Annotated in this window: 25 protein-coding genes; 10 read left to right on the forward strand and 15 right to left on the reverse strand. The window is 56.7% G+C overall.

Annotation, left to right across the window (positions count from 1 at the left end):
• Positions 1-9: 9 nt before the first annotated feature.
• The 3 genes from pcaC to pobA form a co-directional block, all read right to left on the reverse strand.
• Positions 10-399: a 4-carboxymuconolactone decarboxylase gene (gene pcaC, locus SADFL11_RS20025; protein WP_040451060.1), complete on the reverse strand. Its 390-nt coding sequence runs from the start codon at positions 397-399 to the stop codon at positions 10-12.
• A 186-nt stretch (positions 400-585) separates the two neighbouring features.
• Entirely contained in the window at positions 586-1,182 is a 597-nt protein-coding gene (locus tag SADFL11_RS20030) for an alpha/beta fold hydrolase (RefSeq protein ID WP_209002658.1), read from the reverse strand.
• Complete coding sequence (gene pobA / locus SADFL11_RS20035) at positions 1,182-2,351, reverse strand: 4-hydroxybenzoate 3-monooxygenase (protein ID WP_040451059.1); 1,170 nt, start codon at positions 2,349-2,351, stop codon at positions 1,182-1,184. Before pobA ends, SADFL11_RS20030 begins: the two co-directional genes overlap by 1 nt.
• Positions 2,352-2,445: 94 nt before the next feature.
• On the opposite strand from pobA, the gene pcaQ reads away from it, so the two are divergent.
• The 4 genes from pcaQ to SADFL11_RS20055 all read left to right on the forward strand — a co-directional run bounded on the left by pcaQ (position 2,446) and on the right by SADFL11_RS20055 (position 7,150).
• Complete coding sequence (pcaQ, locus tag SADFL11_RS20040) at positions 2,446-3,366, forward strand: pca operon transcription factor PcaQ (RefSeq protein WP_008190966.1); 921 nt, start codon at positions 2,446-2,448, stop codon at positions 3,364-3,366.
• Entirely contained in the window at positions 3,363-5,120 is a 1,758-nt protein-coding gene (locus SADFL11_RS20045) for a thiamine pyrophosphate-requiring protein (RefSeq protein ID WP_008194189.1), read from the forward strand. Before pcaQ ends, SADFL11_RS20045 begins: the two co-directional genes overlap by 4 nt.
• A gap of 187 nt (positions 5,121-5,307) precedes the next feature.
• Entirely contained in the window at positions 5,308-6,129 is an 822-nt protein-coding gene (locus tag SADFL11_RS20050; protein ID WP_008191967.1) for a response regulator, read from the forward strand.
• 205 nt (positions 6,130-6,334) lie between these two features.
• Positions 6,335-7,150 (forward strand): hypothetical protein, encoded by an 816-nt coding sequence (locus SADFL11_RS20055; RefSeq protein ID WP_050776006.1) that lies wholly within the window; start codon positions 6,335-6,337, stop codon positions 7,148-7,150.
• A gap of 11 nt (positions 7,151-7,161) precedes the next feature.
• Here the strand turns inward: SADFL11_RS20055 and SADFL11_RS20060 are convergent, their stop codons facing one another.
• The 7 genes from SADFL11_RS20060 to SADFL11_RS20090 all read right to left on the reverse strand — a co-directional run bounded on the left by SADFL11_RS20060 (position 7,162) and on the right by SADFL11_RS20090 (position 15,285).
• The gene (locus tag SADFL11_RS20060) at positions 7,162-7,947 is read right to left on the reverse strand and encodes a crotonase/enoyl-CoA hydratase family protein (RefSeq protein WP_008195123.1); all 786 of its coding nucleotides are present in this window, start codon (positions 7,945-7,947) and stop codon (positions 7,162-7,164) included.
• Positions 7,944-8,804 (reverse strand): hydroxymethylglutaryl-CoA lyase, encoded by an 861-nt coding sequence (locus SADFL11_RS20065; RefSeq protein ID WP_008192893.1) that lies wholly within the window; start codon positions 8,802-8,804, stop codon positions 7,944-7,946. The genes SADFL11_RS20060 and SADFL11_RS20065 overlap by 4 nt, the downstream gene beginning before the upstream one ends.
• Before the next feature lie 175 nt (positions 8,805-8,979).
• Positions 8,980-10,626, reverse strand: a complete 1,647-nt coding sequence (locus SADFL11_RS20070; protein WP_008197141.1) for an acyl-CoA synthetase — start codon at positions 10,624-10,626, stop codon at positions 8,980-8,982.
• Positions 10,613-12,607: an acetyl-CoA carboxylase biotin carboxylase subunit gene (locus SADFL11_RS20075; RefSeq protein ID WP_008196454.1), complete on the reverse strand. Its 1,995-nt coding sequence runs from the start codon at positions 12,605-12,607 to the stop codon at positions 10,613-10,615. Before SADFL11_RS20075 ends, SADFL11_RS20070 begins: the two co-directional genes overlap by 14 nt.
• Positions 12,608-12,609: 2 nt before the next feature.
• On the reverse strand, positions 12,610-13,032 hold the full coding sequence (locus tag SADFL11_RS20080; RefSeq protein ID WP_008190270.1) for an ASCH domain-containing protein: 423 nt from the start codon (positions 13,030-13,032) through the stop codon (positions 12,610-12,612).
• A gap of 4 nt (positions 13,033-13,036) precedes the next feature.
• The gene (locus SADFL11_RS20085) at positions 13,037-14,644 is read right to left on the reverse strand and encodes a carboxyl transferase domain-containing protein (RefSeq protein WP_008196175.1); all 1,608 of its coding nucleotides are present in this window, start codon (positions 14,642-14,644) and stop codon (positions 13,037-13,039) included.
• Positions 14,641-15,285: a TetR/AcrR family transcriptional regulator gene (locus tag SADFL11_RS20090; protein ID WP_008190540.1), complete on the reverse strand. Its 645-nt coding sequence runs from the start codon at positions 15,283-15,285 to the stop codon at positions 14,641-14,643. Before SADFL11_RS20090 ends, SADFL11_RS20085 begins: the two co-directional genes overlap by 4 nt.
• Before the next feature lie 187 nt (positions 15,286-15,472).
• Here SADFL11_RS20090 and ppk2 point away from each other — a divergent pair, with 187 nt between their 5' ends.
• Together ppk2 and SADFL11_RS20100 are read left to right on the forward strand one after the other, a co-directional pair.
• On the forward strand, positions 15,473-16,378 hold the full coding sequence (gene ppk2 / locus SADFL11_RS20095) for a polyphosphate kinase 2 (RefSeq protein ID WP_008196635.1): 906 nt from the start codon (positions 15,473-15,475) through the stop codon (positions 16,376-16,378).
• A gap of 71 nt (positions 16,379-16,449) precedes the next feature.
• Positions 16,450-17,469, forward strand: coding sequence for a Gfo/Idh/MocA family protein (locus SADFL11_RS20100; protein WP_008193951.1), 1,020 nt, complete (start codon positions 16,450-16,452; stop codon positions 17,467-17,469).
• On the opposite strand, the gene SADFL11_RS20105 is transcribed toward SADFL11_RS20100, so the two are convergent.
• Positions 17,466-18,305: an MBL fold metallo-hydrolase gene (locus tag SADFL11_RS20105; RefSeq protein WP_209002659.1), complete on the reverse strand. Its 840-nt coding sequence runs from the start codon at positions 18,303-18,305 to the stop codon at positions 17,466-17,468. The two genes, SADFL11_RS20100 and SADFL11_RS20105, sit on opposite strands and share 4 nt — an antisense overlap.
• 94 nt (positions 18,306-18,399) lie before the next feature.
• On the opposite strand from SADFL11_RS20105, the gene SADFL11_RS20110 reads away from it, so the two are divergent.
• A complete protein-coding gene (locus tag SADFL11_RS20110) occupies positions 18,400-19,314 on the forward strand; it encodes a GlxA family transcriptional regulator (RefSeq protein WP_008195034.1) in 915 nt (304 codons plus the stop codon).
• Between the two features lie 50 nt (positions 19,315-19,364).
• On the opposite strand, the gene infC is transcribed toward SADFL11_RS20110, so the two are convergent.
• A complete protein-coding gene (infC, locus tag SADFL11_RS20115) occupies positions 19,365-19,904 on the reverse strand; it encodes a translation initiation factor IF-3 (protein WP_081450511.1) in 540 nt (179 codons plus the stop codon).
• Positions 19,905-20,209: 305 nt separating this feature from the next.
• On the opposite strand from infC, the gene SADFL11_RS20120 reads away from it, so the two are divergent.
• Positions 20,210-20,674, forward strand: coding sequence for a hypothetical protein (locus SADFL11_RS20120; RefSeq protein ID WP_209002660.1), 465 nt, complete (start codon positions 20,210-20,212; stop codon positions 20,672-20,674).
• Here SADFL11_RS20120 and SADFL11_RS20125 read toward each other — a convergent pair.
• A complete protein-coding gene (locus SADFL11_RS20125; RefSeq protein WP_040451057.1) occupies positions 20,669-21,049 on the reverse strand; it encodes a YkvA family protein in 381 nt (126 codons plus the stop codon). The two genes, SADFL11_RS20120 and SADFL11_RS20125, sit on opposite strands and share 6 nt — an antisense overlap.
• Before the next feature lie 199 nt (positions 21,050-21,248).
• On the opposite strand from SADFL11_RS20125, the gene SADFL11_RS20130 reads away from it, so the two are divergent.
• Positions 21,249-21,656 carry a DUF4399 domain-containing protein gene (locus tag SADFL11_RS20130; protein ID WP_008194593.1) on the forward strand — a complete coding sequence of 136 codons (408 nt, stop codon included), beginning with the start codon at positions 21,249-21,251 and terminating at the stop codon, positions 21,654-21,656.
• Positions 21,657-21,689: 33 nt separating this feature from the next.
• On the opposite strand, the gene SADFL11_RS20135 is transcribed toward SADFL11_RS20130, so the two are convergent.
• A complete protein-coding gene (locus SADFL11_RS20135) occupies positions 21,690-23,378 on the reverse strand; it encodes an acyl-CoA dehydrogenase family protein (RefSeq protein WP_040452581.1) in 1,689 nt (562 codons plus the stop codon).
• A 155-nt stretch (positions 23,379-23,533) separates the two neighbouring features.
• On the opposite strand from SADFL11_RS20135, the gene SADFL11_RS20140 reads away from it, so the two are divergent.
• Positions 23,534-24,418 (forward strand): YihY/virulence factor BrkB family protein, encoded by an 885-nt coding sequence (locus SADFL11_RS20140; RefSeq protein ID WP_008193495.1) that lies wholly within the window; start codon positions 23,534-23,536, stop codon positions 24,416-24,418.
• On the opposite strand, the gene SADFL11_RS20145 is transcribed toward SADFL11_RS20140, so the two are convergent.
• On the reverse strand, positions 24,415-25,290 hold the full coding sequence (locus SADFL11_RS20145; protein WP_008188641.1) for a DMT family transporter: 876 nt from the start codon (positions 25,288-25,290) through the stop codon (positions 24,415-24,417). The two genes, SADFL11_RS20140 and SADFL11_RS20145, sit on opposite strands and share 4 nt — an antisense overlap.
• Positions 25,291-25,379 lie beyond the last annotated feature (89 nt).

Below are 25,379 nucleotides of genomic sequence, written 5' to 3' on the forward strand. Positions count from 1 at the left end.
CGGCCGGCGTTATTCGCCCGCCTCCTCCCGTTCCATGTCCGCGTAGGTGTCCTTGGCGATCTTGAGTGCCTGATTGGCCCTTGGAACTCCAGCATAAATCGCGACATGCTGGAAGGCTTCCAGAACATCCTGCTTGCTTGCACCTGTCCGGGCCGTTGCCCGGATGTGCATGGCAATTTCTTCGAAATTCCCGAGAGCTGCCAAGAGGGCCAGCGTCAGTATGGAGCGCTCACGCGGGCTGATGCCGTCGGATGCCCAGACCGTTCCCCAGGCTGCCTCCGTGATCAGTGTTTGAAACGGTGCGTCGAGATCTGTCTTGGAAGCCTCGGCGCGATCAACATGGGCATCGCCCAGAACCGTCCGGCGAACAATCAAACCCTGCTCATACCTGTCGGACATGAGCACTCTCCTTCAAAAAATCCTGCAAGTGGGCCGTAAACACGTCCGCCTGCTCAACACAGGGCAGGTGACCAGCGCCCGCTATCTCGACAAACCGGCTGCCACGGATCAGGTCTGTGGTGGCCTTTACCTGCGCCGGAGGGCTTGCAAGATCTTCAGATCCTGCAATCCCCAATGCCGGGAGCGTCAATTCGGCGGTTGTTGCGGTGAGATCCGTGCGGCCAGGGCTTCACTGCAGCCGATGTAACCCTCAGCTGGCGTCCGGCTCAGCATGCTGAGCCAGGCAATGCATTCGTCAGAGTGCCGGAAAGGGCCGGAAAACCAACGGTCCAGAACTGCGTCGGCGATACTCTCGACACCGCCTTTGCGGACCGCGGCAATCCGGACCTGCCACATATCGGCGGTTCCCATTTTTGCAGCTGTGCAGGCCAGAATAAGTCTGGTCATGCGATCTGGCTGACGGTGGGCGAGCAGTTGCCCGATCATCCCGCCGATGGAAAGACCGACCAGCGAGAATTGCGACACGCCGATATGGTCGAGCAACTCTTCCAGGTCTTGAACCAGATCCGTCATGGAGTAAGCATCAGAGGGGCAGGAAGAGAGGCCATGGCCGCGCTTGTCGAAGCGAATGTAGCGGTAACCTTCTTCGGGGAGCCGGTCGATAACCTTGTCCCAGAGCCGCAAATCTGTGCCAAGGGAATTTGCAAACACGACAGGTGCCCCGTTCGGGTCGCCGTCTTCCCGCCAGTGAATGTCCGCATTTGTGAGCCGTGCGATGCGCATCAGTAGGGCAGTCCCACATAGTTTTCGGCAAACCACTTTTGGGCGGTCGGATTGTAATGCAGAGATTCAATTTCGGCCCGCTGCATTTTCAGATCAAACTCGGATTGATCCGGGAACCGGTGTAGCAAATTGGTGGTCGCCCAGCTGAACCGCTCCGCTTTCCAGACCCGCGCCAACGCCGTCTCGGAGTAGGTGTCGATGCCGGTGCTGTCCTTGTCGAGGTAATAGGCAGAGAGCGCGCGGTAGAGATAGCGAACATCCGATGCAGCTGTATTGAGGCCCTTTGCCCCTGTCGGAGGCACGATGTGCGCAGCATCGCCGCAGAGGAACAATCTGCCCCAGCGCATCGGCTCGCTAACGAAGGAGCGCAAGGGCGCGATTGATTTTTCAATCGACGGGCCTGCGACGAGCTTTTCCGCGATGTCTTCCGGCAGGCGGCGTTTCAGCTCTTCCCAGAACGCCTCATCGCTCCAGTCCTCGACTTTATCGCTGAGCTCGCATTGAACGTAATAGCGGGAAAGGTTTTCATTGCGCATGGAACAGAGCGCAAACCCTCGGGCGGAATTGGCGTAAATCAGCTCCTCATGTACGGGCGGTGTTTCGGAAAGTATACCAAGCCACCCGAACGGAAAGATCTTCTCATAGTCCTTGCGGACGGTATCCGGGATGGTTTTACGGCTAACCCCGTGAAAGCCATCGCAACCTGCCACGAAATCGCAGTCGATGCGATGTTCGCTACCATCCTTTATGTAAGTGACGTAGGGCGCGTCCGTATCGGCATCATGGATTGCCACCCCCTCTGCTTCGGAGATGGTCTTTGCACCGGAAGCTTCGCGGGCCTCATAGAGGTCGCGTGTCACCTCTGTCTGGCCGTAAACGATGACGCTCTTGCCGATCAGGTCCTCAAAGTTGATCGAGAACATCTCGTTTTCATAGGAAATGCAGGTGCCGGTATGGACAAACCGCTCCTTGTCCATGCGCTCGGACACGCCGGCCTCGCGCATCAGTTCGACCAGACCCGTTTCCAGAATACCGGCCCGGATCCGTGCAAGCACATAGTCCTTGGTCTTGCGTTCCAGAACGACCGCGTCGATCCCCTTCAGGTGCAAAAGTTGCCCCAGCAGGAGCCCGGAGGGACCTCCTCCAACAATGACAACTTGAGTACGCATCTAGACCTCCCCGCGTTTTTGAGCATATTGTTTATCTGAAATGGTGAAGTAAAATGACAAATTAGGTCATTTGATTTCCAAAATGGATAAGTAAATGATCGATCGGCGGATAAAATTCCGGCACATTCAGTGCTTTGTCGAGATTGCGCAGGAACGCAGTCTGAAGCTCGCAGCCGACAAGTTGAACCTTACCCAACCGGCCATATCCAAGACGCTCAAGGAGCTGGAGGAAACTATTGGCGCGACATTGATGTCCCGCAGCCGTGCGGGGATTTCGCTGACGCCGCAAGGCAAGATGTTCCTGCATTTTGCCCAGATTTCCCTAGCCAGCCTCCAGCAGGGCCTAGACGGTGTGGTCGATGCCGGTGAGGAGGCGCGGGCCACGTTGACCGTCGGAGCTTTGCCGAGCGTTTCAGGAAGCTTCTTGCCGGCCGCCATCCGTGAGTTCCGGGATCTGGCCCCAGCGGTCATGCTGAAGATCCTTGATGGTCCGCATGGATATCTCATCGAGCGTTTGCGGCTGGGTGAAATCGATCTGGTGATCGGCCGTCTTGGACGCCCGGTTACTATGGAAGGGGTTTCTTTCACGCAGCTTTATTCCGAGCGTGTCGAGTTTGTTGTCCGGGCTGATCATCCGCTCCTGGAGGCGCCGGACATCAAGCGCATTGTCGACTGGCCGGTGCTCTATCCACCGGAAGGGTCGGCCATCCGGCCCTTGGTTGAGCGGTATTTGATCGCCAACGGCGTAGCGGAAATCCCGAACCGGATCGAAACCGTGTCCGGTGCGTTCGGTCGCATTTATACGCGTCAGTCGGACGCTGTCTGGATCATTTCCTCTGGTGTGGTGCGCAATGAAACGGCTGATGGCGATCTGATCCGTCTGCCCTTCGAAAGCGACATCACAAAAGGGCCGATAGGTCTGATGACGCGCCCGGATGCCCAGCCGAGCCCGGCCGAGCAGGTCTTCCGGCTGGCTGTTCAAACCGCCATTGAAAATTTGGAGCTCTCCTCATGAGTAAGACTGCACCGCCCGTTGTCGATAACGATGCAAGTCCCTCCAAAAGCGGAATTGGAGAAACTGTATCCATCGCGTCCGGAGGGGCTCTGCTCAGCCGGATGAAGGCGATCGGCATTGACTACATTTTTGCAAATTCCGGAACCGACTTTCCGCCGGTGATTGAAGGTCTCGCCGAGGCTGATGCCAAGAACATCGATTTACCGGAAGCGATTGTCATCCCGCACGAAAGCGCGGCTATGGGCATGGCGCACGGTTATTACCTCGGCACCGGTAAAACGGCTGCGGTCATGGCACACACGAATGTGGGTCTCGCCAACTGCGCGATAGGCGCGATCAACGCATCGATCGAAAATATCCCGATGATGCTGTTTTCGGGAAGAACCCCAACAACAGAGCAGGGGCGGTTCGGATCGCGAACCGTTCCAATCGGCTGGGGACAGGAAATGCGCGATCAAACGGCTCTGGTTCGTGAAGCCTGCAAGTGGGACTATGAGCTGCGGTTTCCCGAACAGGCGGTCGAAACGGTTGACCGTGCAAAGGCGCTTGCCGAAACAACGCCGCGTGGTCCGGTCTATGTCAGTCTGCCGCGCGAAGTTCTGTGCGAGCCTTGCCCGATGGATCAATTGGCGGCGCCTGCCATCATGGTCGCACCGCAGCCCGGACTTGATCAGGTCGCTGTTGCTACGGCCGCAAAGTGGATCGCGGAAGCTGACAATCCAGTGATTTTCGCGCAGCGCGGAGCGGGTAGCGCAGACGGCTTTGCAGCTCTTGCCGATATGGCGGAGCGATGGGGTATCCCCGTTTGCCAGTATTGGGCCGTGCGGCTTGCGATGGATCTTGATCACCCCATGGCTGCCGGCAATGACCCGTCCGATCTTTTAGAAGAAGCGGATGTTGTTCTGGTTATCGACAGTCTGGCTCCCTGGGCGCCGGACAAACACAATCTGAAGCCCGGATGCAAAGTCATCCACCTTGGGCAGGATCCACTCTTCAGCAAAGTGCCGGTGCGAAATTTCCAGTGTGACCTGGCAATCGCAGCGGACGTCGAGCCTGGGCTTGTGGCTTTGAAAACCGCTTTGGATGAGCTCGAACTGTCCGTCCGTGCAGCGCCTAGACGGGCTCGATGGGCTGCGCGCAACAAAGCAAACAGAAAGGCGGTGCTCGCGTCCGCTGAAGCCGATGGAACGGGCGGCATCACCAAGAATTTGATCAGCTTGTGCCTTTCTCGCGTATTGGGAGATCGCAAGGCAACGGTGCTATCTGAACTTGGTTGTCCTCCAGCTCCAATGAGCTTAAACCATTGGCAGGCTTGGTATCAGGAACCTCATGCGGGAGGCCTCGGCTGGTGTTTTCCGGCAGCCCTCGGCATGAAACTCGGATCTCCCGACCGTACAATCGTGGCGACCATGGGGGACGGGTCGTACATGTTTTCCAACCCGGTGGTTTGTCATCAGATTGCCGAAGCTCTCGACCTGCCGATCCTTGTGATCGTTTTGAACAATGCGGAATGGGGCGCAGTTCGCCAGTCTGTTCTGGATCACTATCCGGATGGTTACGCGGCCCGAAGCAACAGAATGCCGTTGACCCAACTGTCGCCGGTGCCGGATTTTACGCATGTCGCCAAGGCCAGCCGCGCCCATGCTGCTCGTGTCGAGCAGGCGGTAGATCTGGAGTCAGCTCTGAGAGATGCGCTCAAGCAAATCGAACAAAACAAAACCCTCGCATTTTTGGATGTTGTTGTGACGCGATAGATTTGGCTTGAGTTGCTACTTGAAGTTGGATGGCTAAAACTGAATGTCGGTTCAGGTTTATGCGTTGTTTGAGTATCGGTGTCAGTAACCGAAATTATACGAATGATGTGAAATAACTTTACTTGAACAACTGCATAGTTAGGCCACTGGCATCAGTTCGCATGGCCGTTTCTGCAATGGGGAAGCCGTGCTGCACAAGATAATACGCGTGATGATCGCGGACGACAGCTCAATCGCTCGGGACATCGTTGCGGAAGGCATTCAGGCCCATCGTGGTGAACGCTATATCGAGATTGAGCAAGCGTCGAATGGCCGGGCCGCCCTCGAGATACTTCAAGCGAAACGCATCGACGTCGCCTTCGTCGACATTCACATGCCGGGCCTGAACGGTCCGGAAGTCGTTTCGGCAATGCGCGATACCCAGTCGAATGACTGTTTGACCGTGGCGATGTCGAGTAGTCTGGATGACAAGGCTGAATCAGTGCTGAAGCGCTTTGGCGCCTATCATTTCCTTCAGAAACCCTTTGGTCCCGCGGAAATCTCCGAGATAATTGCCACCTATCGCATGATGACCCGGTCCTACCCGATCCTGGTTGTCGACGATTCTGGAACAATGCGGAAATTGACCCGAAAGGTCTTGGAGAGTAGCCGCTTCGAGTTTGAAATTTCTGACGCAGACAGTGCCGATGCAGCGTTGAAAGCGCTTTCTCGCGGTAAGTTCGAATTGGTCCTGACCGATTTTCACATGCCGGGTATAGACGGCCTGGAGCTGGCCGGCTCCATTCGGGATTTGTCCAGCAAGGTTGGCATCTACATGATGTCGACCAACGATACGACGTACCTCGAACGATCTGCCGCCTTTGTCGGGATCTCCGGTTTTTTGAAAAAGCCCTTCAACGCGGCTGATATCGATATGCTGATGCACGACTATCTGGAAATCGACAAGCCGAAATTCGGCAAGGTCAGAGACGTGTTCAGTTTCATTGAGCGGGAACGCAAGGCGTCCTGAAGAAACAAAGCCACGGATCTGCGCCTAGATGACTTGTAATGCCGGGATTAAATCAAATTTTCCCGGTATTATTTGCCGTTTTCCTACAATCATTTTGGATAGTGCTGTGTCTGTCTTGATTACGGGCGGTCAAGTTGATTCAATGAAAGAATCAGAACTTTAGCGGATGTGTAGCGATTTCGCCCCGATACCTAAGGAGCGCGGCGTGGGCAAAACAGCACGGCTTGAATATCTCCGGCGCATACTACCCTTAGGCTTGGCGGTGCTCGGCATTGCGGGTTGGTTTTACTTTATGACGCTGCTCAGCAGCATCATGTGCCTGGTGGCTGCGGCTGCGATCTATCTTGCGCCGCCCCGGCCACAGCCGGCATCCGGAGCGATCCGGCCAGTGTCCCGCCCATCTGTCCTAACACTGGACCTGATTGGTTTTGGGTTTGGATTGTTCTTTCTGCCGCTCGCGGTTCTTGGTCTCGCATCGGCAACGGGTGCCTTGGCAGCATTGGCTCTGATTTGCTTGCTCCCGGCCAGTTTATCTCTCGTTTTCTTCACGGTTGCGGTTCGCCAGGAAACGTCTTGGGTGCGTTTTTTCGGAAATGGTTTTGAGTTCACGCAATTCGGTTTGCGTGTGCGTGTGCCCTATACCGATCTTGAAAAGGTCAGCGTAAAGCTGTGGCATGCATCGGGTGCCGTGGCCTGGTTCCAGTCGACGATTGGCTCCAGCGGGCGAAAAAAAGCCGTGCTCCTGAACGGTGAAGAAACAACCAAAACCCTGGTCTTCCGCCGCAACGACGGGTCCACATTTACGATCTCATCCGAGCTCATTCCGGACCTTCAACGTGTCCTGATTGGTATGGATCGTGCTGAAGTGGATTTGCCGGAGGGCATTAGCGAGTGGCAACGCAAGAAGATCCGGAGGCGGCGGGAAAAAATGTACCGCGTTGAGGAGCCTGCTCCGAAATCAGAGCAACTTGATGTCGCCCGGATTGCAGCCTTGATCGAGCACGCCCGCCGGAACGCATAGGCTCTTGATCCTCAGTGCGTCCAGGCCGGTTTTCTCTTTTCAAAAAACGCTGATGTGCCTTCATTGGCTTCCGGCGTTTCCCATGTGTCCGCAAGTCTTCGGATCGTATCGTCGATGACCGTATCGGTGATAACCGGGCCAAGAGACCGGGCAAGAGCCTTGGAGGCGGCAACAGCAGCGGGAGCCGCGCTCAAATAAGGTTTGATTTCCTTTTCAATCGCCGCATCAAGGTCATCGGCGCTCACCACCTTGGCGGCGAGATCAAGATCCCGGGCTTCTTCCGCACCGAAAATGCGCGCGGACATGAACACCCGGCGCGCCTTGCCTTCACCCATCCGGGCCAGGACGTAGGGGCTGATTGTTGCCGGTATCAGGCCAAGCCGAACCTCGGTCAGGCCGAACTTCGCGGTGTCGACGGCAACCACAGTGTCGCAGACGCTCATCATGCCGATACCGCCACCGAAGGCCTGGCCCTGCACGCGCCCAATCACAGGTTTTGGCAGTTCATTCAGTGCCTTCAGCATCATGGCGAGCTTGCGGGCTTCTGCCATGCGTGTGTCGCGGTCGGCCGCCATCTGCTCGCGCATCCAGGCGAGATCGCCTCCGGCGCAAAAACTTTCTCCTGCGCCTGTCAGGACAACAACACGAACCGAGCCATCAGACCCGAGTTGGTCTGCCGCTGCAGTGAGCTCATCGATCATCCTGGCCGATAGGGAATTGTGCTTTTCCGGACGGTTCAGGGTCAGCGTGGCAACGCCGCGGTCATCCGTTTCAATCGAGATCGTCTCAAAACTCATGCGGTGTCACTCCGGAGGGATTTTGCGAATTCGGCAAGCTCGGCCAGTTTCTCAAGTCTCAGCCCGGTCTCAAAACCGCGGCGCTGCATCAGCTCTGCAACGGCTTCTGTTGCAACGTTGCCCTTGGCGCCGGGGGCATAGGGGCAGCCGCCCAGCCCGCCAATGGTGCTGTCGAACGTGCGCAGGCCCTTGTCGAGGCTGACCTCGATGTTCTCCAGCGCCCGGCCCTTGGTATCGTGATAATGCCCGGCCACCTTTTCAGCTGGCACCACGGCGAGAACGGCATCGAGCATGCGGCCAATGGTTTCGGGCGTGGCAGCACCGATCGTGTCCCCAAGAGAAATCTCATAGCAGCCAAGCTCGTATAGGATCTTTGCGACTTCGGCGACCTTTTCGGGCGGCGTTGGGCCGTCATAAGGGCAGTCGGTGACGCAGGAAACATAGCCGCGCACCGGCATTTCATCATAACGGGCTTTTTCGAGCAGCGGCTTGAAACGTTCGATGCTTTCTGCGACCGAGCAGTTGATGTTCTTATTCGAAAAGCCCTCAGATGCGGAGCCGAAGATGGCCACCTCATCAGCGGAGACCTTCAGGGCGGCAGTGTAGCCTTTTACATTTGGTGTCAGGACCGAATAGACAACAGCCGGATGGCGGTGGATGCCTTCCATGACCTCTTGCGCATCGGCCATTTGCGGCACCCATTTGGGGCTGACAAAGCTGGTGACTTCGATCTTGCGGAAGCCGCATTCGGAGAGACGGTCGACAAGCGCGATCTTGTCTTCCGTCGGGACAAACCGTTTTTCGTTTTGAAGCCCGTCGCGCGGACCCATTTCGAAGATGGTGACAAACTCGGACATGGTGTGGTGTTTAACCTGCGTTTCAGTAGCTCAAAACTTATCATTCAATCCTTCATTGCCGGGTTTGACCCGGCAATCCATGCGGTAACCCCGGCGCAGCAGAAGTGTGCGGATGGGAAACGGAATGGATGCCCGGATCAAGCCCGGGCATGACGGTGGAGGGATCTGCTCCCCGTCATAGTGTTCCGGTGTCATCAGTTTCAACCGCGCGGGCGCGGAGCTCACGCCTGATGACCTTGCCGGTTGTGGTCATCGGCAAAGCATCAACGAACTCGATTTCACGCGGATATTCATGGGCGGCAAGCCGGATCTTGACGAAGTCGGCGATCTCCTTGGCCAACGAATCGGACGGTTCGACATCCTGTTTAAGGATAATGTAGGCCTTGACGATCTCGGTGCGCTGGGCATCTGGTTTGCCGATGACACCGGCCATTGCAACGGCGGGATGTTTGATCAAGCAGTCTTCGATCTCGCCGGGTCCGATCCGGTAGCCGGATGAAGTGATGACATCATCGTCCCGGCCTACGAAACGGATCCAGCCGTCCTCATCCATCTCGCCAGTGTCGCCCGTGAGCAACCAGTCACCGGCGAATTTCTTCTGCGTGGCGGCCTCGTTGTTCCAGTACTTCAGGAACATAACTGGGTCGGGCCGTTTGACGGCGATATTGCCGAATGTGCGGGAGGGCAGAACCTCACCGGCGTCATTGACGATGGCCAGCTCATGACCCGGAACAGCCTTGCCCATGATGCCGGGATGTGCGTCCATAATTTCAGAGCAGCTCGAGACGATCATGTTGCATTCGGTCTGGCCATAGAACTCGTTGATTGTCCGGCCGAAGGTTTTTCGGCCCCAGTCAATAAGCTCAGCACCGAGGGTTTCTCCGCCGGAGGCAACGGTGCGCAAATTCAGCTGCCAGCGGTCTTCCGGGGCGTCCAGCTGGCGCATCATTTTCAGCGCCGTTGGGGGAATAAAGGCGTTTCGGATGGTGTGGTCCTGAAGCAGCTGGAAGGCCGCCTCTGCGGTGAACTTCTTGAAACGGCAAGCGACCACCGGGACACCGAGATAAAGCGCCGGCATCAGCACGTCCAGCAGGCCGCCAATCCAGGCCCAGTCTGCAGGTGTCCAGATGCGGTCCTCTGGCTGACCCAGAAAGTCATGGCTCATCTCAACCCCGGGAAGGTGTCCGAGCAAAACTCGGTGCCCGTGGAGTGCGCCCTTTGGCTGCCCGGTCGTGCCGGAGGTGTAAATGATGATGGCTGGGTCATCCGGGCGCGTATCGACGGGTTTGAAGGTCTCTTCGTGACCTTCCATTGCGGCCCAAAGATCATCAGCGCCATGGTGCGCGCCATCTGCGCAAAAGACGGTTGTCAGTTCGGGCAAGCTGCCGTGGATTTTTTCAAGCTTCGCCGCGCCACTTTCGTCCGTAATGACGGCCTTGGCACCAGAATCCTTGAGCCGGTATTCCAGGGCTTCTTCGCCGAACAGTACGAACAGCGGGATGGATATCCCGCCGAGTTTCAGCGCTGCGATATGAGCAAAAGCAGTTTCCGGGCGCTGCGGCATCAGGACGCCGATCCGGTCGCCCTGCTGAATGCCCCGGCTCTTCAGGAGGTTGGCCAGCTGATTGGAAAGCCGCTTCAACGCGCCATAGGAATAGCTGTGAGCGGGTTGGCCTTCTTCGGCATAGACCAGAGCTTCGCGGCGTGGTTCCTTGTCGGCCCAGGCGTCACAAATCGCGACTCCAATGTTGAACCGTTCCGGGATCTGCCAGGAAAACCTCTCGGTCAGCTCCTTGTAGGTTTTTGCCTCAGGCAGCAGCATCGGCTTCCTCCGCCAGAACCAGTAGGATCGTGCCGTCGGTCACTTGTTCACCTTCATTGACCATCACTTCACCAATGACCCCATCGCGCGGTGCTTTCAGCGTGTGCTCCATTTTCATGGCTTCCAGAATGATCAAGGGCTGATCCTTGGTGACGGCATCGCCGGCCTTGGCGTTTAGCATTTTGACAAGGCCTGGCATTGGGGCAATCAGCTGATCGCCCGCACCGGCAGCTTCCTCGTCAGAACTCAGCGCGTCCGGCAGTCCAACCGTGAAGGCATGGCCGGACATGAAGACCGTGAGCCCTTTGCCATCGTGAACCACGGAACCGGAAGCCCGGTGGCCGTTGCTGTCATAGGTGATGGTGCTGCCATCCACCTCAACCAGGGTGAAATCTTTCGGACCGCTTTCCAGATGCACGGTGAACTTGTTTTGGCCCTGGGCGTGAACTTCAACATCCCTGCGCTCACTGGCAATTTCGAGAAGCGCGAACTGACGTGAGGCACTCCAAATCCGCCATCCTGCAAGCGTGTCGAACGGATCGTTGCCCTCGGCTGGACGGGTGAGTCCAAGCGCGGTTAACGCCGCAAGCGCGATTGCGTCTTCCGGCATCTCCGGCTCGGCGATCAGGCTTTCCAGATCGCGGTCGATCAGGCCGGTGTCGACGTCCCCGTTGGCAAAGCCTTCGTGGCGGCAAAGCGCAGCCAGGAACCCGGCGTTGGTCACGCAACCGGCAACTTCCGTCGCCTCCAGGCTGGCGAGCAACTTGCCAAGCGCGGCATCACGCGACGGACCGTGTACGATCACTTTCGCGATCATTGGATCATAGAAGGGGGAAATCTCGTCTCCTGCCCGGACGCCGCTGTCGACGCGGGCCTGGGTTTCGGGAAGAACGAGGTGCTCCAATGTGCCAATCGCTGGCAGAAAGCCCTTAGGTGCATCTTCTGCATAAAGGCGGGCCTCAAAAGCCCAACCGTTGATCGAAAGTTCCTCTTGCGCCTTTGGCAGAGGCTCTCCGGAAGCAACACGCAGCTGCCACTCGACGAGGTCCTGTCCGGTGATCAGCTCTGTTACCGGGTGCTCAACTTGCAGACGGGTGTTCATCTCCATGAAATAGAAGCGGTCGGCGCGCAGACCTTCGGAGACGTCAACGATGAACTCGATTGTGCCGGCACCGGAATAGTTGATCGCCTTGGCCGCCTTAACGGCCGCCTCACCCATGGCCGTGCGCATCTCTTCCGGCATGTCGGGGGCCGGAGCCTCCTCAATGACCTTCTGGTGGCGCCTTTGCAGCGAGCAGTCGCGCTCAAACAGATGAACGGCATTGCCATGATTGTCGCCGAAGACCTGGATTTCGATGTGACGCGGTTTGGCGACATATTTTTCGATGAGGACCCGGCCATCACCAAAGCTTGCCTCGCCTTCGCGCTGGGCGGACTTGAGCGCGGAGATAAAGTCTTCCGCCCGTTCAACCTTGCGCATGCCTTTGCCGCCGCCGCCAGCGCGCGCCTTGATCAGAACCGGATAGCCGATCTTGCCGGCCTGGATCTGCAAGAAACCAGGGTCCTGGGTCTCCCGGTGGTAGCCCGGCACGACCGGAACGCCAGCCTTTTCCATCAGCGCCTTGGCGGCGTCTTTCAGGCCCATGGCTCGGATGGCATCTGCGCTCGGGCCGATGAAGGTGATCCCGGCCGCGTCCAGCGCGTCAACGAAGTCCGGGTTTTCCGACAGGAAGCCGTATCCCGGGTGGACCGCCTCTGCGCCGCTTTGTTTGCAGACCTCGATGATCTTGGCGATCTGCAGATAGCTGTCAGAGACTGGAGCTGGACCGATTCGGTACGCTTCATCGGCCATCGCAACATGTTTGGCGTTTGCATCGGCGTCGGAATAGACGGCCACGGTTTTAACGCCGAGTTTGCGGGCTGTTTCCATGACCCGGCAGGCGATTTCGCCACGGTTGGCAATGAGGATTTTCTTGAACATTGTCAGATGCCTTCCGTCTTAAGGTCTTCAACCACTTTGAATCGTTCGCAAACGAGCACCATTTCCGGATCAAAGCCGCCGTTTCGCTCGAAATAGTTTTGGTGATCTTGTTGCCAGCCTTCGAGTGTGTCGTTCTCACCTTCTGCAAGTGCAAAGTCTGCCGACACATCGCAAAAACGGGTTTGGGTCAGTTCGAGCGTTTCAATGACGAGGGCCGGAGACCCATCCCAGTTGAGAACGATATCCGTGCGTCCGACTTTGGGCATGGCCTCGCCGCCACCTTCAAAATCGCGCAATGCACCACAAGTCGCAGTCTTTTTACCTGCGCGGACCAAGCCGATCAGGAAACTGCTGAGTTCGGGTCCGTCGCCGAACTTGAAGGTTTCTGCGCTCGGATATTTCTGTTTGAGTTCTTCCAAGGTCATCACATCACATCCGGAACAGGCCAAACTTGGTGTCTTCGATCGGGGCGTTCAGGGACGCCGACAAGGAAAGACCCAGAATGTCGCGGGTTTTGCGCGGATCGATGATGCCATCATCCCAAAGCCGGGCGGAGGCATAGAGCGGATGGCCCTGTTCCTCGAACTGGTTGATAATCGGCTGCTTGAACTCGGCTTCGTCTTCCTTGGACCAGCTGCCGCCCTTGCGCTCGATACCGTCGCGGCGGACGGTTGCCAAAACGCCAGCGGCCTGTTCCCCGCCCATCACGGAGATGCGTGAGTTCGGCCACGTCCACAAGAAACGCGGCGAATAGGCCCGGCCGCACATGCCGTAGTTGCCGGCACCAAAAGACCCGCCAACCAGCATTGTGATTTTCGGAACCTTTGTGGTGGCGACGGCAGTCACCAGCTTGGCGCCATCCTTCGCAATCCCGCCACTTTCGTATTTCTGGCCGACCATAAAGCCAGTGATGTTCTGCAAGAACACCAGAGGCACCTTGCGCTGCGAGCAGAGCTCGACGAAGTGTGCACCCTTGACCGCGCTTTCGGAGAAGAGAACGCCGTTGTTGGCGATGATGCCGACCGGCATGCCGTGAATATGGGCAAAGCCGCAGACGAGTGTGGTGCCGTAGCGGGCCTTGAACTCGTCAAACCTTGAGCCGTCGACCACGCGGGCAATGACTTCGCGAATGTCGTAGGGGGTCTTCAGGTCTGCCGGGACAACGCCGAGGATTTCCTCCGGATCGTAGAGCGGATCTTCAGGCGTCTGCAGTGCGAGCTGCGAGGCCTTGGTAAGGTTCAGGCTGGCAATGGACCGGCGGGCGATGGCAAGCGCATGCGCATCATCGCGGGCCAAGTGATCGGCGACGCCGGAAAGGCGGGTATGGACGTCACCACCGCCAAGGTCTTCTGCGGACACCTCTTCACCGGTAGCTGCTTTCACCAACGGGGGGCCGGCAAGGAAGATGGTGCCCTGGTTCTTGACGATGATGGTTTCGTCCGACATGGCCGGAACATAAGCGCCGCCCGCCGTGCATGAGCCCATCACGACCGCGATCTGGGCAATGCCTTTCGCCGACATGTTGGCCTGATTGAAGAAGATGCGGCCAAAGTGGTCGCGGTCGGGGAAAACCTCGTCCTGGTTGGGCAGGTTGGCGCCGCCGCTGTCGACCAGATAGACGCACGGCAGGTTGTTCTGTTCGGCGATTTCCTGGGCACGCAGGTGCTTTTTCACCGACAATGGATAGTAGGTGCCGCCTTTGACCGTAGCGTCATTGGCCAGGATCATGACGTCCTGTCCTTCGACACGGCCAATGCCGGCAATCATGCCGGCCGACGGTGCTGCGCCGTCATACATGTCATGGGCGGCCAGCATCCCGACTTCCAGAAACGGGGAGCCCGGATCCAGCAAGCGGGACACACGTTCGCGCGGCAGGATCTTGCCGCGGGAGACGTGGCGTTCACGGGCGGTTTCCCCGCCGCCGTCCAGCGCTGTTTGTGCGGCAGCCTTGATTTGCGCCATGGCGTCTTCATGCGCGGCCTTGTTGGCGGTGAACTCGGCGCTCTTGGGCGATAGGCTTGATTTGAGGATGCTCATGCCATCCGGTCTCCGGTGTCTGGATTGCCAGGATTATCAGTCGGTTCTGGGGCGATGCTTTTGCGCACCATGTTGAGGTAAAGCGTTTCAATCTCTTCTTTCGACAAATCGCCGCCGGACCGGTACCAGGCCGGAATGCCGGTCAACATCGCGATGATCGCGCGGGTTGTAACTTTGGCGTTGTCGATGTGATAGCGGCCGCTTGCTGCGCCTTCGTTCAAGATATCTGCCAGAACGGTTTCATAGCGGCGGCGTTCGGCCTCGACGATCGCGAAGTTCTCGGCATCAAGGCTGCGCAATTCCATATAGGCGATGAAGACTTCATCTGCGCGTTCCAGGTGATACCGGATATGAAAGCGCACAAAGCGTTCGATCGGGTCGGTTTCATCCGGGAAGTCCGCAGTGTCCCAAGCAGCCAGCAAGTCGGCCATGTGGCTCAGCATCAAGTCTTTTAAAATATGCTGCTTAGTGGGGAAATGATTGTAAAGCGCACCCGGCTGAACGCCGACCTGGGTTGCGATGTCCCGCATGGATACAGCCGCGTATCCAGACGCAGCAAAAAGGCGAAGCGCTGCTTTCCGGACTTTTTCCGCGGTTTCCAGGCCGCGTTGCCGCGGCTGCGGGCGTGCTGAAAGCGCCATTACGTCTCCTCCACTTTCATCATATTAATGAACGTTCATTCATTTAGCAAGTGGATTCCGAGGCATGGACTTTGAGGGAGCGCATTGCGACGATCCATCGACTGACGCTACTGTCAAACTCCTGTCATGGATTTCGGGCTCTCAGTGCAGGTGAGACGCGTTTAAATTATGCATAAGGAACAGCCGGATGAGTGAGGACGCCAAGACCTGGGTGGAAAACGAGTGGGCAGACAGCATGGATGAAGAACTCGAGATGGAAATCGATGATTTCCTGATCGCCAAGGATCTTCATTACATTGCTGACAAGAAGCACAAGTCCCCCCTCGACCGGAAAACCTATTTCCATGAGCTGTTGATGCTCCAGGCCGAGCTGGTAAAGCTGCAAGACTGGGTCCAGCATACCGGCGAAAAGATCGTCGTGATATTCGAAGGCCGGGATGCTGCGGGCAAGGGTGGTGTGATCAAGCGCATAACCCAACGTCTTAATCCGCGGGTGGCGCGTGTCGTTGCCTTGCCTGCACCGTCAGACCGCGAAAAGAGCCAGTGGTACTTCCAGCGTTATGTGCCGCATCTGCCGGCGGCTGGTGAGATGGTGCTATTCGATCGCTCCTGGTACAACCGGTCCGGCGTTGAACGTGTTATGGGCTTTGCGTCCGAAGATCAGGTCGAGGAATTTTTCAATGACGTTCCGGAGTTTGAGCGCATGCTGGTCCGGTCCGGCATCCGGTTGATCAAGTACTGGTTCTCCATCACCGATGAAGAGCAGCAGCTTCGCTTTTTGATGCGCATCCATGATCCGCTGAAGCAGTGGAAGCTGTCGCCGATGGATCTGGAATCCCGCGTGCGTTGGGAAGACTACACCAAGGCCAAGGAAGAAACGTTCGAGCGAACCAATATTCCCGAAGCGCCGTGGTTCATCGTGGAAGGAAACGACAAGAAGCAGGCCCGTCTCAACTGCATCAGCCATCTCTTGTCGATGTTGCCGTACGAAGACGTGCCGCATGATCCGGTTACCCTGCCGGAACGCCGGTTTAACCCGGACTACGAGCGCAAAGTTCTTCCGGAACACCTTTACGTGCCTGATAAATACTGATTGTTTTGGCAGGAGAAATTGGCAATCCCGGCCATTGGCCGGGATTTTTGTTTGAGTTGTAGGAGGCAAACATGAGCGGCGCGAAGAAAATCCGGTGGGGCGTTCTCTCGACGGCAAAGATTGGCCGGGAGAAGGTTATCCCAGGGATAATGTCATCCCGAACCGGATATGTCGCTGCCATTGCCTCTCGGGGCCTCGAGCGTGCCCAACACGCGGCTAATCAGCTTAGTATTGCGAAAGCCTATGGGACCTATGAGGACCTTCTGGCCGATCCGGATATCGACGCGATCTACAATCCGCTTCCAAACCATTTGCATGTGCCTTTGACCTTGCAGGCGGCTGACGCCGGAAAACACGTGCTGTGCGAAAAACCGGTCGCCCTCAACGCGGGCGAGGCGCGTCAGCTCCTGAGTGCGCAGGAAGGCCGGTTGATTGCGGAAGCCTTTATGGTGCGGGCTCATCTCCAATGGATCCGGGCCCGTGATCTGGTCCGATCCGGTGCGCTCGGAGAGCTGAAGGCGATCCAGGGCTTCTTCAGCTATTTCAATGCAGACCCGGCCAACATTCGCAACGATGCGGAAATCGGGGGTGGGGCGCTGCTTGATATCGGCTGCTACACCATGCTCGCGGGCCGGTATTTCTTTGACGCAGAGCCGCAACGCGTTGTTGCGATGATCGACCGGGATCCGGAATTCGGGACCGACCGGACGACGAGTGCCATGTTGGACTTCAGGCAGGGCCGTCATCTGAGTTTCACCGTGTCCACCCAGTTGACGCCGCACCAGCGTTTCCAGCTTGTCGGCACAACGAAACGGCTCGAACTTCTTATCCCCGTCAACGCTCCGCAAGGCGGGGCAACCGAAATAAGGCTCGATGACGGTTCAAAGCTCGGCGATGGGTCCGCGGTGACTGAGACCATCGCACCCTGCGATCAGTACGCCGAAATGGCAGATGTATTTGGCCGTGCCATTCTTGGCGAAACGCCTTTGCCTTATGGGGTCGAGGACGCAATCCAGAACATGACAATTCTGGATGCGCTGTTTCAATCCGCAAAGGAGGGCGGTTGGGTGTCTCTCAGCCAGAGCACCTAAGCCAAAGGCTCGAAGTGGTATCCGCCTCCACCGGTTGCCGTCAGCATACCGAAACCCGGAGATTCAAGATGGGTTGCTGCCAAAGGGATCCGTTCGGCGGCGAGTTCTGAAAATAGAGTTTTCCGGGTTTCTGCCGCTGTCTCAGGAGCGCTGTCCAACGCATAGTGGACGTCAGGATTTGCAAACTGCAGAACGCCGGACACCAAGGCATCTCCCAGCAGCATCACCTGTTCGCCGCCACTTGAGATCCTGACGATCTGATGGCCGGGCGTGTGTCCGGGGGCACTCGTGACATGAATCCCATTTTCGAGGTCGGCATCCCCATCATGAAGTTTAATTTGGGAGGCGATTGGGCGAGCCAATGTCTGGATCAGTTGGGCGATTGGTCTTTTGTCCTCCGGCACGGCCTCCACCAGGTTTTCGTCGGTCCAGAATGCCCACTCGGTGTTCTGAAGGTGGACAGTTGCATTTGGAAACAGGCTCTGGCCGTCCGCAATCAGGCCGCCGATATGGTCTGCGTGCAAGTGAGTGAGGATGATGTCTGTGATCTCGTTGGATGCGTTTATCAGGGATGACCCCGCCGCCGTGATGAAGCCGGTCTCGGGAAAGCGCTCTTTCAGCCAAGACCCGGACCCGGCATCCACGAGGACTTTCCTGGATCCGGTTTCGATCAGCCAGCATGTTGCGCCAAAACGGGTGGTCGGACTGACCGCCTGGATCTCTTCATCGCTTGCGTTGGAGAAATAGGCTGCCGGTATATCGAGGTGACCGTCAGAAAGCGACATGATGGCGATGTCACCGACGTGCAGAGGGCGTGTGGTGCTTGTAATTGACATGAGGGCTCCATGAATTTCCATTGCTCTCAAATGTAGAGTAGGCACCGATAGGCGCGATTGGCGTAAATGACAAATCATGTGGTAGATACGCCAGATGGTGTCACGCTCCTACAGTTTGGCGATTCTGGCTTATCCGGGATGTCTTCAATCGGCCGTCCTGGGGCTTCAGGATGTGCTTGGGTATGCGGCAAGTATTTCGGAGCATCCGGTTGCTGTTGAGACGATCTCTGCCTTTGAGCCGGGCGGGCCTTCATTCGACGCAGTGATCCTACCGCCCTCAGCGGCGGAGGTGCGTGCGGCTGATGTTCCGGAATTGCCTGGATACACTGCTGACCAGCATGGCAAGGGCGCGGTTGTCTGTTCTGCCTGCACCGGGATTACCTTTGTCGCTGAAGCTGGAATTGCTGCCGGCCGGCCGGTAACCACGCATTGGGGGCTGGAGCAGAGATTGTCCAAGCGCTATCAGGAGATGTCCTTCGATACAGATCAATTGTTGATCGAATACAGTGACCTCATCACGGCCGGTGGTTTGATGGCCTGGGTTGACCTTGGTCTGGTGGTCATTGAACGATTTCTTGGGTACGGCGTGGCGGCGCGCACTGCTGGTTACTTTATCGTGGATATGCGCCGCCGGGATCAGCGCCGGTTCAGGCGGTTTTCGCCGCACTTACGGCATGGCGATGCGGCTGTTTTGAAAGCGCAACACTTGATCGAAGTCCGCTACGGAGATGCTTTGAGTGTGAAGGACATTGCAGGCGCATCCGGATTGCCTGACCGAACGTTTTTGCGGCGGTTCAAGGCTGCGACGGGGATGACACCCAATGGCTACCTGCAGGAGTTGCGCATAGAGCGGGCAAGGGATCTATTGATCGAAACCAGCCGGACTGTGTCGGAGATCTGCTTTTCCGTCGGTTATCAGGATCCGCCGTCGTTTAGCCGCCTTTTCACAAAGTTGACTGGGCTAACACCGAACGCGTTCCGTAAGCACTTTGCCCGCCGCGATGGGTAACAAAAAACCCCGCCGAGTGGCGGGGCTTTGAAACGTTTCTGACAGATGGTTTACTTTATCGGAGCCAAGACCATCACCATCTGGCGGCCTTCCAGCTTCGGGTGGGACTCCACCTTGGCAATCTCGGATGTCTCGTCACGAACCTTGTGCAAGAGCTTCATGCCGAGATCCTGGTGCGCCATTTCGCGGCCCCTGAAACGGAGCGTGACCTTCACCTTGTCGCCGTCGTTGAAGAAGCGCAGCATGTTCTTCATCTTCACCTCGTAATCGTGGGTGTCGATGTTCGGACGCATCTTGATCTCCTTGATCTCGACGGTCTTCTGCTTTTTGCGGGCTTCTGCAGCTTTCTTCTGTGCCTGATATTTGTATCGGCCGTAGTCCAGAATTTTGCAGACCGGCGGATTGGCATTCGGCTGGATTTCTACAAGATCCAAACCGGCATCCATGGCGATACCCATCGCCTCTTCGGTCGATATAACGCCGCGGTTGGCGCCTTCGTGGTCAATAAGCTGGACTTCGCGAACGCGAATTTCTTGGTTTGTGCGCGGGCCTTCCTTCGTGGGAGGCGGGGCGCGGAACGGACGGCGAATGGTCGCAAACTCCTCTGCGGTTTCAGTTTAGTCGGCTTTCAAGTAATTGTTTATACGCAAACAGCCCTGGAACGTTCGCTCCAAGGGTATCGCCACGTTTTCTTGAACACCGAGTCCCAAGCTCGTGCCAAACGCCCAAAAAGTCAACCAAAAACACCGATCTTGGGCCTTTGACAGATCTTTTTTGAGCGGCGCGCGATCTTGTTACATTTTCAATCTTGCTCGACGCAGGAAATCAGTGACGTCTTGCAATTGGATGGTCCGGGCGTCAATTTGATTTCTCATTGCCGAAACAGGAGATCCGATTGAACGGAACGTTGTTCATCTGGCAGCTCATCAAAATCATCGTGGGCTTTGTTATAGCGGTTACCGCCAGCGGATTGTTTTTGTCCTGGGGGCTGTTTCAACCTGGATCTCCGGGGGCTGATCCGGCAGCGTTTGCGGCTATGATCGGAGCGGCGTTTGTCACTGCGAGTGTCCTGGGTGCTGTTGCGTTTGTCCCTGCAGCTTGCGTCATCCTGGTTTCCGAAATAGCACGGTGGTCAGGGATTGTTTTTCATGTTGCAAGCGCCGGTGCGATCGCATTCCTGCTCTGGACTCTTGATGGTACAGCGGACGCTGGTTTACGGCCCGGTAGTCCAGTTGTGCTGGCAGCGGGCTTCGTTTCCGGGGCTGTTTACTGGATCATTGCCGGACGGACTGCCGGGAACTGGCTCTTGCGTACAAAAACCGCACCGCATGAAGAAAAAGCAACGGACGAAGACTTATAGTTCTCCGTCCTCCAAAGCATCTCTGGCAGCCTGATAATGGTCCGGCCGGATGTGGGCCCGGATCATCGAAATCGCGGCCATCAGAACCGTTGCATCATCTCCAAATCCCACGCCAAGAATGAAATCCGGCACCACGTCGAGCGGTAAAACAAAATAGGCCAAAGCAGCCAGCAATGTCCCGCGCACCTTTGTTGGCGTTGCGGGATCAAGGGCGCAGTAATACCCGGCGACAACATCTTCCATGAACGGAATTTGGCGTGCCGCCTTCCGGGCTGTTTTTAACAGTTTTTGACGGACCGTTTCATTTTGTTCCTCTTCCGGTCCGAGAATTTCCGGGTCGAAACCCAGATCTTCAAATGGGGATGAGGAGGTCATTTCAACGTAATTCCTGTTCGCAGCATAAGGAAGATATGGGCATGTGAGCCAGAATTACAAATAAAGTTTACCAAGCGTTCCTGGCGCCTTTGTGTGATTGTTGTCACTTTCGTCAGGGACGAGAAGCCTAAGGTTCAGGCTGAGGGGCGTTTTCTTCAACGGGAGGATCGTTATGAGATCATATTTTCAATCTGCTGCGATGGCTTTGTGCCTCGTCTTGCCATTAGCGTTTTCGGCAAATGCCGGTGAAACCCCATCCCCGGACGGCGCGAAGGTCTATTTCATCAATTTGAAGGACGGTGACACGGTCAAGAGCCCTGTAACCATCCAGTTCGGCCTGGAGGGTATGGGTGTTGCGCCGGCCGGTGTTGAAAAAGAAAAAACTGGCCATCATCATCTGATTATCGATGAAACAATTGAAGGCGAAGAACTCAACGAAGCCATCCCAGCCGATGACAATCACAAACACTTTGGCGGCGGGCAGACCGAAACCACAGTAGAGTTAGCGCCCGGTGAACACACGCTGCAGCTGGTTTTGGGCGACTGGAGCCATATTCCGCACAACCCGCCAGTGATGTCCGAGCAGATCACGATCACAGTTGAATAGAAAAAGGGCGCCGATTGGCGCCCTTTCGTTTGATCATGCGTTGCCGCGGGTTTCCAGCAATCGGCGTGCGATAACTTGTGCCTGGATCTCGGCTGCACCTTCAAAGATGTTCAGGATCCTTGCATCGCACAGCACGCGGGAGATGGCGTATTCAAGAGCGAAGCCATTGCCGCCATGGATCTGCAGTGCATTGTCCGCAGCGGCCCACGCGACACGGGCCCCAAGCAGTTTGGCCATGCCGGCTTCCAGGTCGCAGCGCTTGCCGGAGTCCTTCTGCCAGGCTGAGAAGTATGTCAGCTGACGGGCGATCATGGTCTCGGTTGCCATCAGTGCGAGCTTGTCGGAAACGCGTGGGAAACTGATCAATACTTTGCCGAACTGAACGCGATCTTCTGCGTAGCGCAGTCCGATATCCAGGGCCGATTGGGCAACGCCGATGGCGCGAGCAGCGGTCTGGATTCGGGCCCCCTCAAATGTCTGCATCAACTGCTTGAAGCCTTCGCCCTCAACCTGACCAAGCAGGTTTTCCGACTTTACTTCGAAATCATCAAAGGCGATCTCGTATTCCTTCATGCCGCGATAGCCGAGAACCTCAATCTCGCCGCCGGTCATGCCGTCTGCCGGGAACGGATGTTCGTCTGTTCCGCGCGGCTTTTCGGCAATAAACATCGACAAGCCCTTGTATCCGGGTTCAGCCGGATTGGTTCGGGCCAAGAGGGTCATAATGTCCGCGCGCACTGGATGGGTGATCCAGGTTTTGTTGCCGGATATCTTCCAGGTGTCGCCGTCCTTCACCGCCCTTGTCTTGAGCGAGGCAAGATCGGACCCGGTATTTGGCTCTGTAAAGACGGCGGTCGGCAGGATTTCTCCGGAGGCGATTTTCGGAAGCCAGTGCTCCTTCTGCTCCTGGGTGCCGCCACATAAGATGAGTTCAGCTGCGATCTCCGACCGGGTGCCAAGCGAGCCAACACCGATATAGGCACGGGAGAGCTCCTCGGAGACAACACACATTGCCTCTTTACCGAGGCCGAGACCGCCATATTCCTCCGGGATGGTCAGGCCGAAAACGCCGAGTTCCGACATCTGGCTGACGACTTCGAGCGGAATATATTCATTTTTCAGATGCCACTCATGGGCATTGGGTACGACGGTGTCTTCAGCAAACTTCCGCATTTCGTTGCGGATCTGCTCCATGGTTTCATCAAGACCACCATCGCCGAAGGTCGACTGTCCTGCTTGAGCCCGGATCAGCTCCGTGAGACCTTCGCGAACTTCAATCGTATTGCCTGTCGCAATGACAGCATCCATGTCTGCGGTCCGGAACGAGCGGGCCTCGTCATCGGTGATGCCAAGATCGGCAAGTCGGACGAATTCGCCCTGGTTCATCGGGATGCCGCCGAAGATCTGCGCCACGTATTCCGCGAAACCCAGTTGAACGATCTTGTCTTCAAGATCGCCGTAGCGGCCGCTTTCCGTCAAACGCTGTGCATAGGCATCAAGCTGGCGGAGTGCTTCGACGTATGTTGCAAACCACGCCAGTCCATGTGTTGCACGTTGTTCTGCTTCCATCCGGCTGGAAGAAATCCGGCCGTCCACCGTAACGCGCTCGCGCACACGCTGCGCTGCAAGATTAAGGAGACCGTCCAATTCACGGACGATCGCGTTGGTTCGCTCAGAAAGAGTCGGCTGCATTTCTGCGGCCTTCACGGCTGCGGTGGACATTGGCATCTCCGTTTTCATTTGTTGCGCGCGCGCGCTTTTTCTTGAAGCTATGTTGCGTCGCACACCGGCCTTTGTCGAGCCAAAACTTGTTGGTCTTTCGAAGGGGGCTGTCATAACGAGGGCACAGACTTGACGACAGCTCCCGGCCAAGCAACATGAAACCTATGAGTCTTTACCTTTTTGCCAAGGCGTCTTTGGCTGTGCTGAAAGATGCAATCGGTCATTTTTCGCGTGATGACGGCTTTGCAATGGCCAGTCACGTGGCCTTGTCCGGCCTGCTCGCGATTTTCCCATTGCTGATCTTCATTGCGTCTCTTGCGGGTTTTTTCGGCATGGTCGGTGCGGCGGACACGGTATCTGAGCTCGTGTTCGATGCCTGGCCGAAAACAGTTGCAGCGCCTGTTGTGCGCGAAATCGAAAATGTACTGACAGTTCCGCGCAGCGACTTGCTCACCTTCGGTGCGGTTGCCGCATTGTGGTTTGCGTCAAACGGGGTCGAGGCACTCAGAACGGCACTTAATCGGGCTTACCGCCAAATTGAAAAGCGGTCTTTTATCCTGTTGCGCATTCAATCGCTGGCTCTTGTGATCCTGGGTGCGGTGATCCTGCTGGCCTACACGTTTCTTGTTGTTCTTGCGCCGCTTGGGATCGAGGCTCTCAGAGGATTTGTGCCTCAGGTCGAACCATTTTTGTTGTCGATCAACATTGCCCGCTACACGCTGGCCGGGTCATTGTTGATTGTCGGGCTTTTCATGACGCACTGGTTGCTGCCCTCTGGAAAGCGGTCGTTTTCAGACATCTGGCCGGGCGTGATTGCCACCCTGCTCTTGTGGATCGTTTCAGGCAGTGCCTTCGGGGCGTATCTCGCCCGGTTTGCCAATTATGTCTCAACATATGGCGGCCTGGCGGGGATCATGACCGCGCTGATCTTCCTATATATCTGCTCGCTCGCCTTCATCTTGGGCGGCGAGCTCAATGCCGCGATCGCGCGGCAACGTGCCTTCCGCGATCGTCAATTGGGTCGGCAGCAGCAGGCTTAGGTTCGTTTAGGAGCCGCGCGGATCATCAAGACCGCGCCGACCACCAAAGCCATGCCAGCTATCTGGATCATTGAGAGGGTTTCTCCAAACAGGAAGTAGCTCTCAATGGCTGTTGCGACCGGCACGAGGTAAAACAGGCTAGCCACTTGCGAAACCGCGCCTTGGCGGATGAGTAGCATCAACAACATGATCGCGCCGATCGACAGCACCAAAACAAGCCAGGCAAGCGCTACGATCAACTCGCCCGACCACGTGATTTGCCAAGTCTCGAAAAGGCTGAGTGGTGTTGTGACCAAAAGGGCGCCGACATATTGCCAGAAGGTTGCCGCCAAAAGATCCGTGTTGGGCACGAAGCGCTTTTGATAAACCGTGCCAACACTGATCGCGATGACGGAAAAAAAGACAACACTGATCGTAACGAGGGTGATGCCAGACCCGGCAAGATCAAACCTGGGTCCAAGAACGAGACCGAGGCCGCTGAGGCCAATCGCCATGCTGATCCAGTGTTTGCGGCTGATCACTTCTCCGATCATACCAACTGCAAAAATCGCGGTTAGAACCGGCTGCAATCCGACGATAATGGCTGAAGCTCCAGCAGGCATCCCTTGCTTGATGGCCCAGAAAACACCACCCAGGTAGATGCCGTGGACCAGCATGCCGGTCACAATGCAGTGGCCGATTGCCTTTTTGTCCTTAGGCCAGGATTTTACCCAAAATAGACCGAGAATGAACAGTATGGGCAGGACCGCAGCGAACCGGACTGTCAGGAAAGCCATTGGTTCGATGTACGGCGCACCCAGCTTTGAACCGATAAATCCGGTCGACCATAGAAGAACAAAAAGAGAAGGGGCAATTTTGGCCAGATACGCCAAGTCAATCTCCGGGGGTGGTTCGCCAAACCAGCAAAGTGGTCGATGAGGGGAAATGAAAAAGAATGATTTTCAGATTAACCGGAAATTGG

Source organism: Roseibium alexandrii DFL-11, assembly GCF_000158095.2.
GTDB classification, from domain to species: domain Bacteria; phylum Pseudomonadota; class Alphaproteobacteria; order Rhizobiales; family Stappiaceae; genus Roseibium; species Roseibium alexandrii.

Excerpts from the sequence above, each read along its gene's own strand:
- SADFL11_RS20075 (WP_008196454.1), bottom strand. The coding sequence starts at position 12,607 with ATGTTCAAGAAAATCCTCATTGCCAACCGTGGCGAAATCGCCTGCCGG.
- SADFL11_RS20135 (WP_040452581.1), bottom strand. The coding sequence starts at position 23,378 with ATGTCCACCGCAGCCGTGAAGGCCGCAGAAATGCAGCCGACTCTTTCT.
- SADFL11_RS20100 (WP_008193951.1), top strand. The coding sequence starts at position 16,450 with ATGAGCGGCGCGAAGAAAATCCGGTGGGGCGTTCTCTCGACGGCAAAG.
- SADFL11_RS20060 (WP_008195123.1), bottom strand. The coding sequence starts at position 7,947 with ATGAGTTTTGAGACGATCTCGATTGAAACGGATGACCGCGGCGTTGCC.
- SADFL11_RS20030 (WP_209002658.1), bottom strand. The coding sequence starts at position 1,182 with ATGCGCATCGCACGGCTCACAAATGCGGACATTCACTGGCGGGAAGAC.
- ppk2 (WP_008196635.1), top strand. The coding sequence starts at position 15,473 with ATGAGTGAGGACGCCAAGACCTGGGTGGAAAACGAGTGGGCAGACAGC.
- SADFL11_RS20070 (WP_008197141.1), bottom strand. The coding sequence starts at position 10,626 with ATGCTGCTGCCTGAGGCAAAAACCTACAAGGAGCTGACCGAGAGGTTT.
- SADFL11_RS20105 (WP_209002659.1), bottom strand. The coding sequence starts at position 18,305 with ATGTCAATTACAAGCACCACACGCCCTCTGCACGTCGGTGACATCGCC.
- SADFL11_RS20065 (WP_008192893.1), bottom strand. The coding sequence starts at position 8,804 with ATGTCCGAGTTTGTCACCATCTTCGAAATGGGTCCGCGCGACGGGCTT.
- SADFL11_RS20140 (WP_008193495.1), top strand. The coding sequence starts at position 23,534 with ATGAAACCTATGAGTCTTTACCTTTTTGCCAAGGCGTCTTTGGCTGTG.
- SADFL11_RS20130 (WP_008194593.1), top strand. The coding sequence starts at position 21,249 with ATGGCTTTGTGCCTCGTCTTGCCATTAGCGTTTTCGGCAAATGCCGGT.
- pobA (WP_040451059.1), bottom strand. The coding sequence starts at position 2,351 with ATGCGTACTCAAGTTGTCATTGTTGGAGGAGGTCCCTCCGGGCTCCTG.
- SADFL11_RS20045 (WP_008194189.1), top strand. The coding sequence starts at position 3,363 with ATGAGTAAGACTGCACCGCCCGTTGTCGATAACGATGCAAGTCCCTCC.
- SADFL11_RS20085 (WP_008196175.1), bottom strand. The coding sequence starts at position 14,644 with ATGAGCATCCTCAAATCAAGCCTATCGCCCAAGAGCGCCGAGTTCACC.
- pcaC (WP_040451060.1), bottom strand. The coding sequence starts at position 399 with ATGTCCGACAGGTATGAGCAGGGTTTGATTGTTCGCCGGACGGTTCTG.
- SADFL11_RS20125 (WP_040451057.1), bottom strand. The coding sequence starts at position 21,049 with ATGACCTCCTCATCCCCATTTGAAGATCTGGGTTTCGACCCGGAAATT.
- SADFL11_RS20080 (WP_008190270.1), bottom strand. The coding sequence starts at position 13,032 with ATGACCTTGGAAGAACTCAAACAGAAATATCCGAGCGCAGAAACCTTC.
- SADFL11_RS20090 (WP_008190540.1), bottom strand. The coding sequence starts at position 15,285 with ATGGCGCTTTCAGCACGCCCGCAGCCGCGGCAACGCGGCCTGGAAACC.
- SADFL11_RS20110 (WP_008195034.1), top strand. The coding sequence starts at position 18,400 with ATGGTGTCACGCTCCTACAGTTTGGCGATTCTGGCTTATCCGGGATGT.
- pcaQ (WP_008190966.1), top strand. The coding sequence starts at position 2,446 with ATGATCGATCGGCGGATAAAATTCCGGCACATTCAGTGCTTTGTCGAG.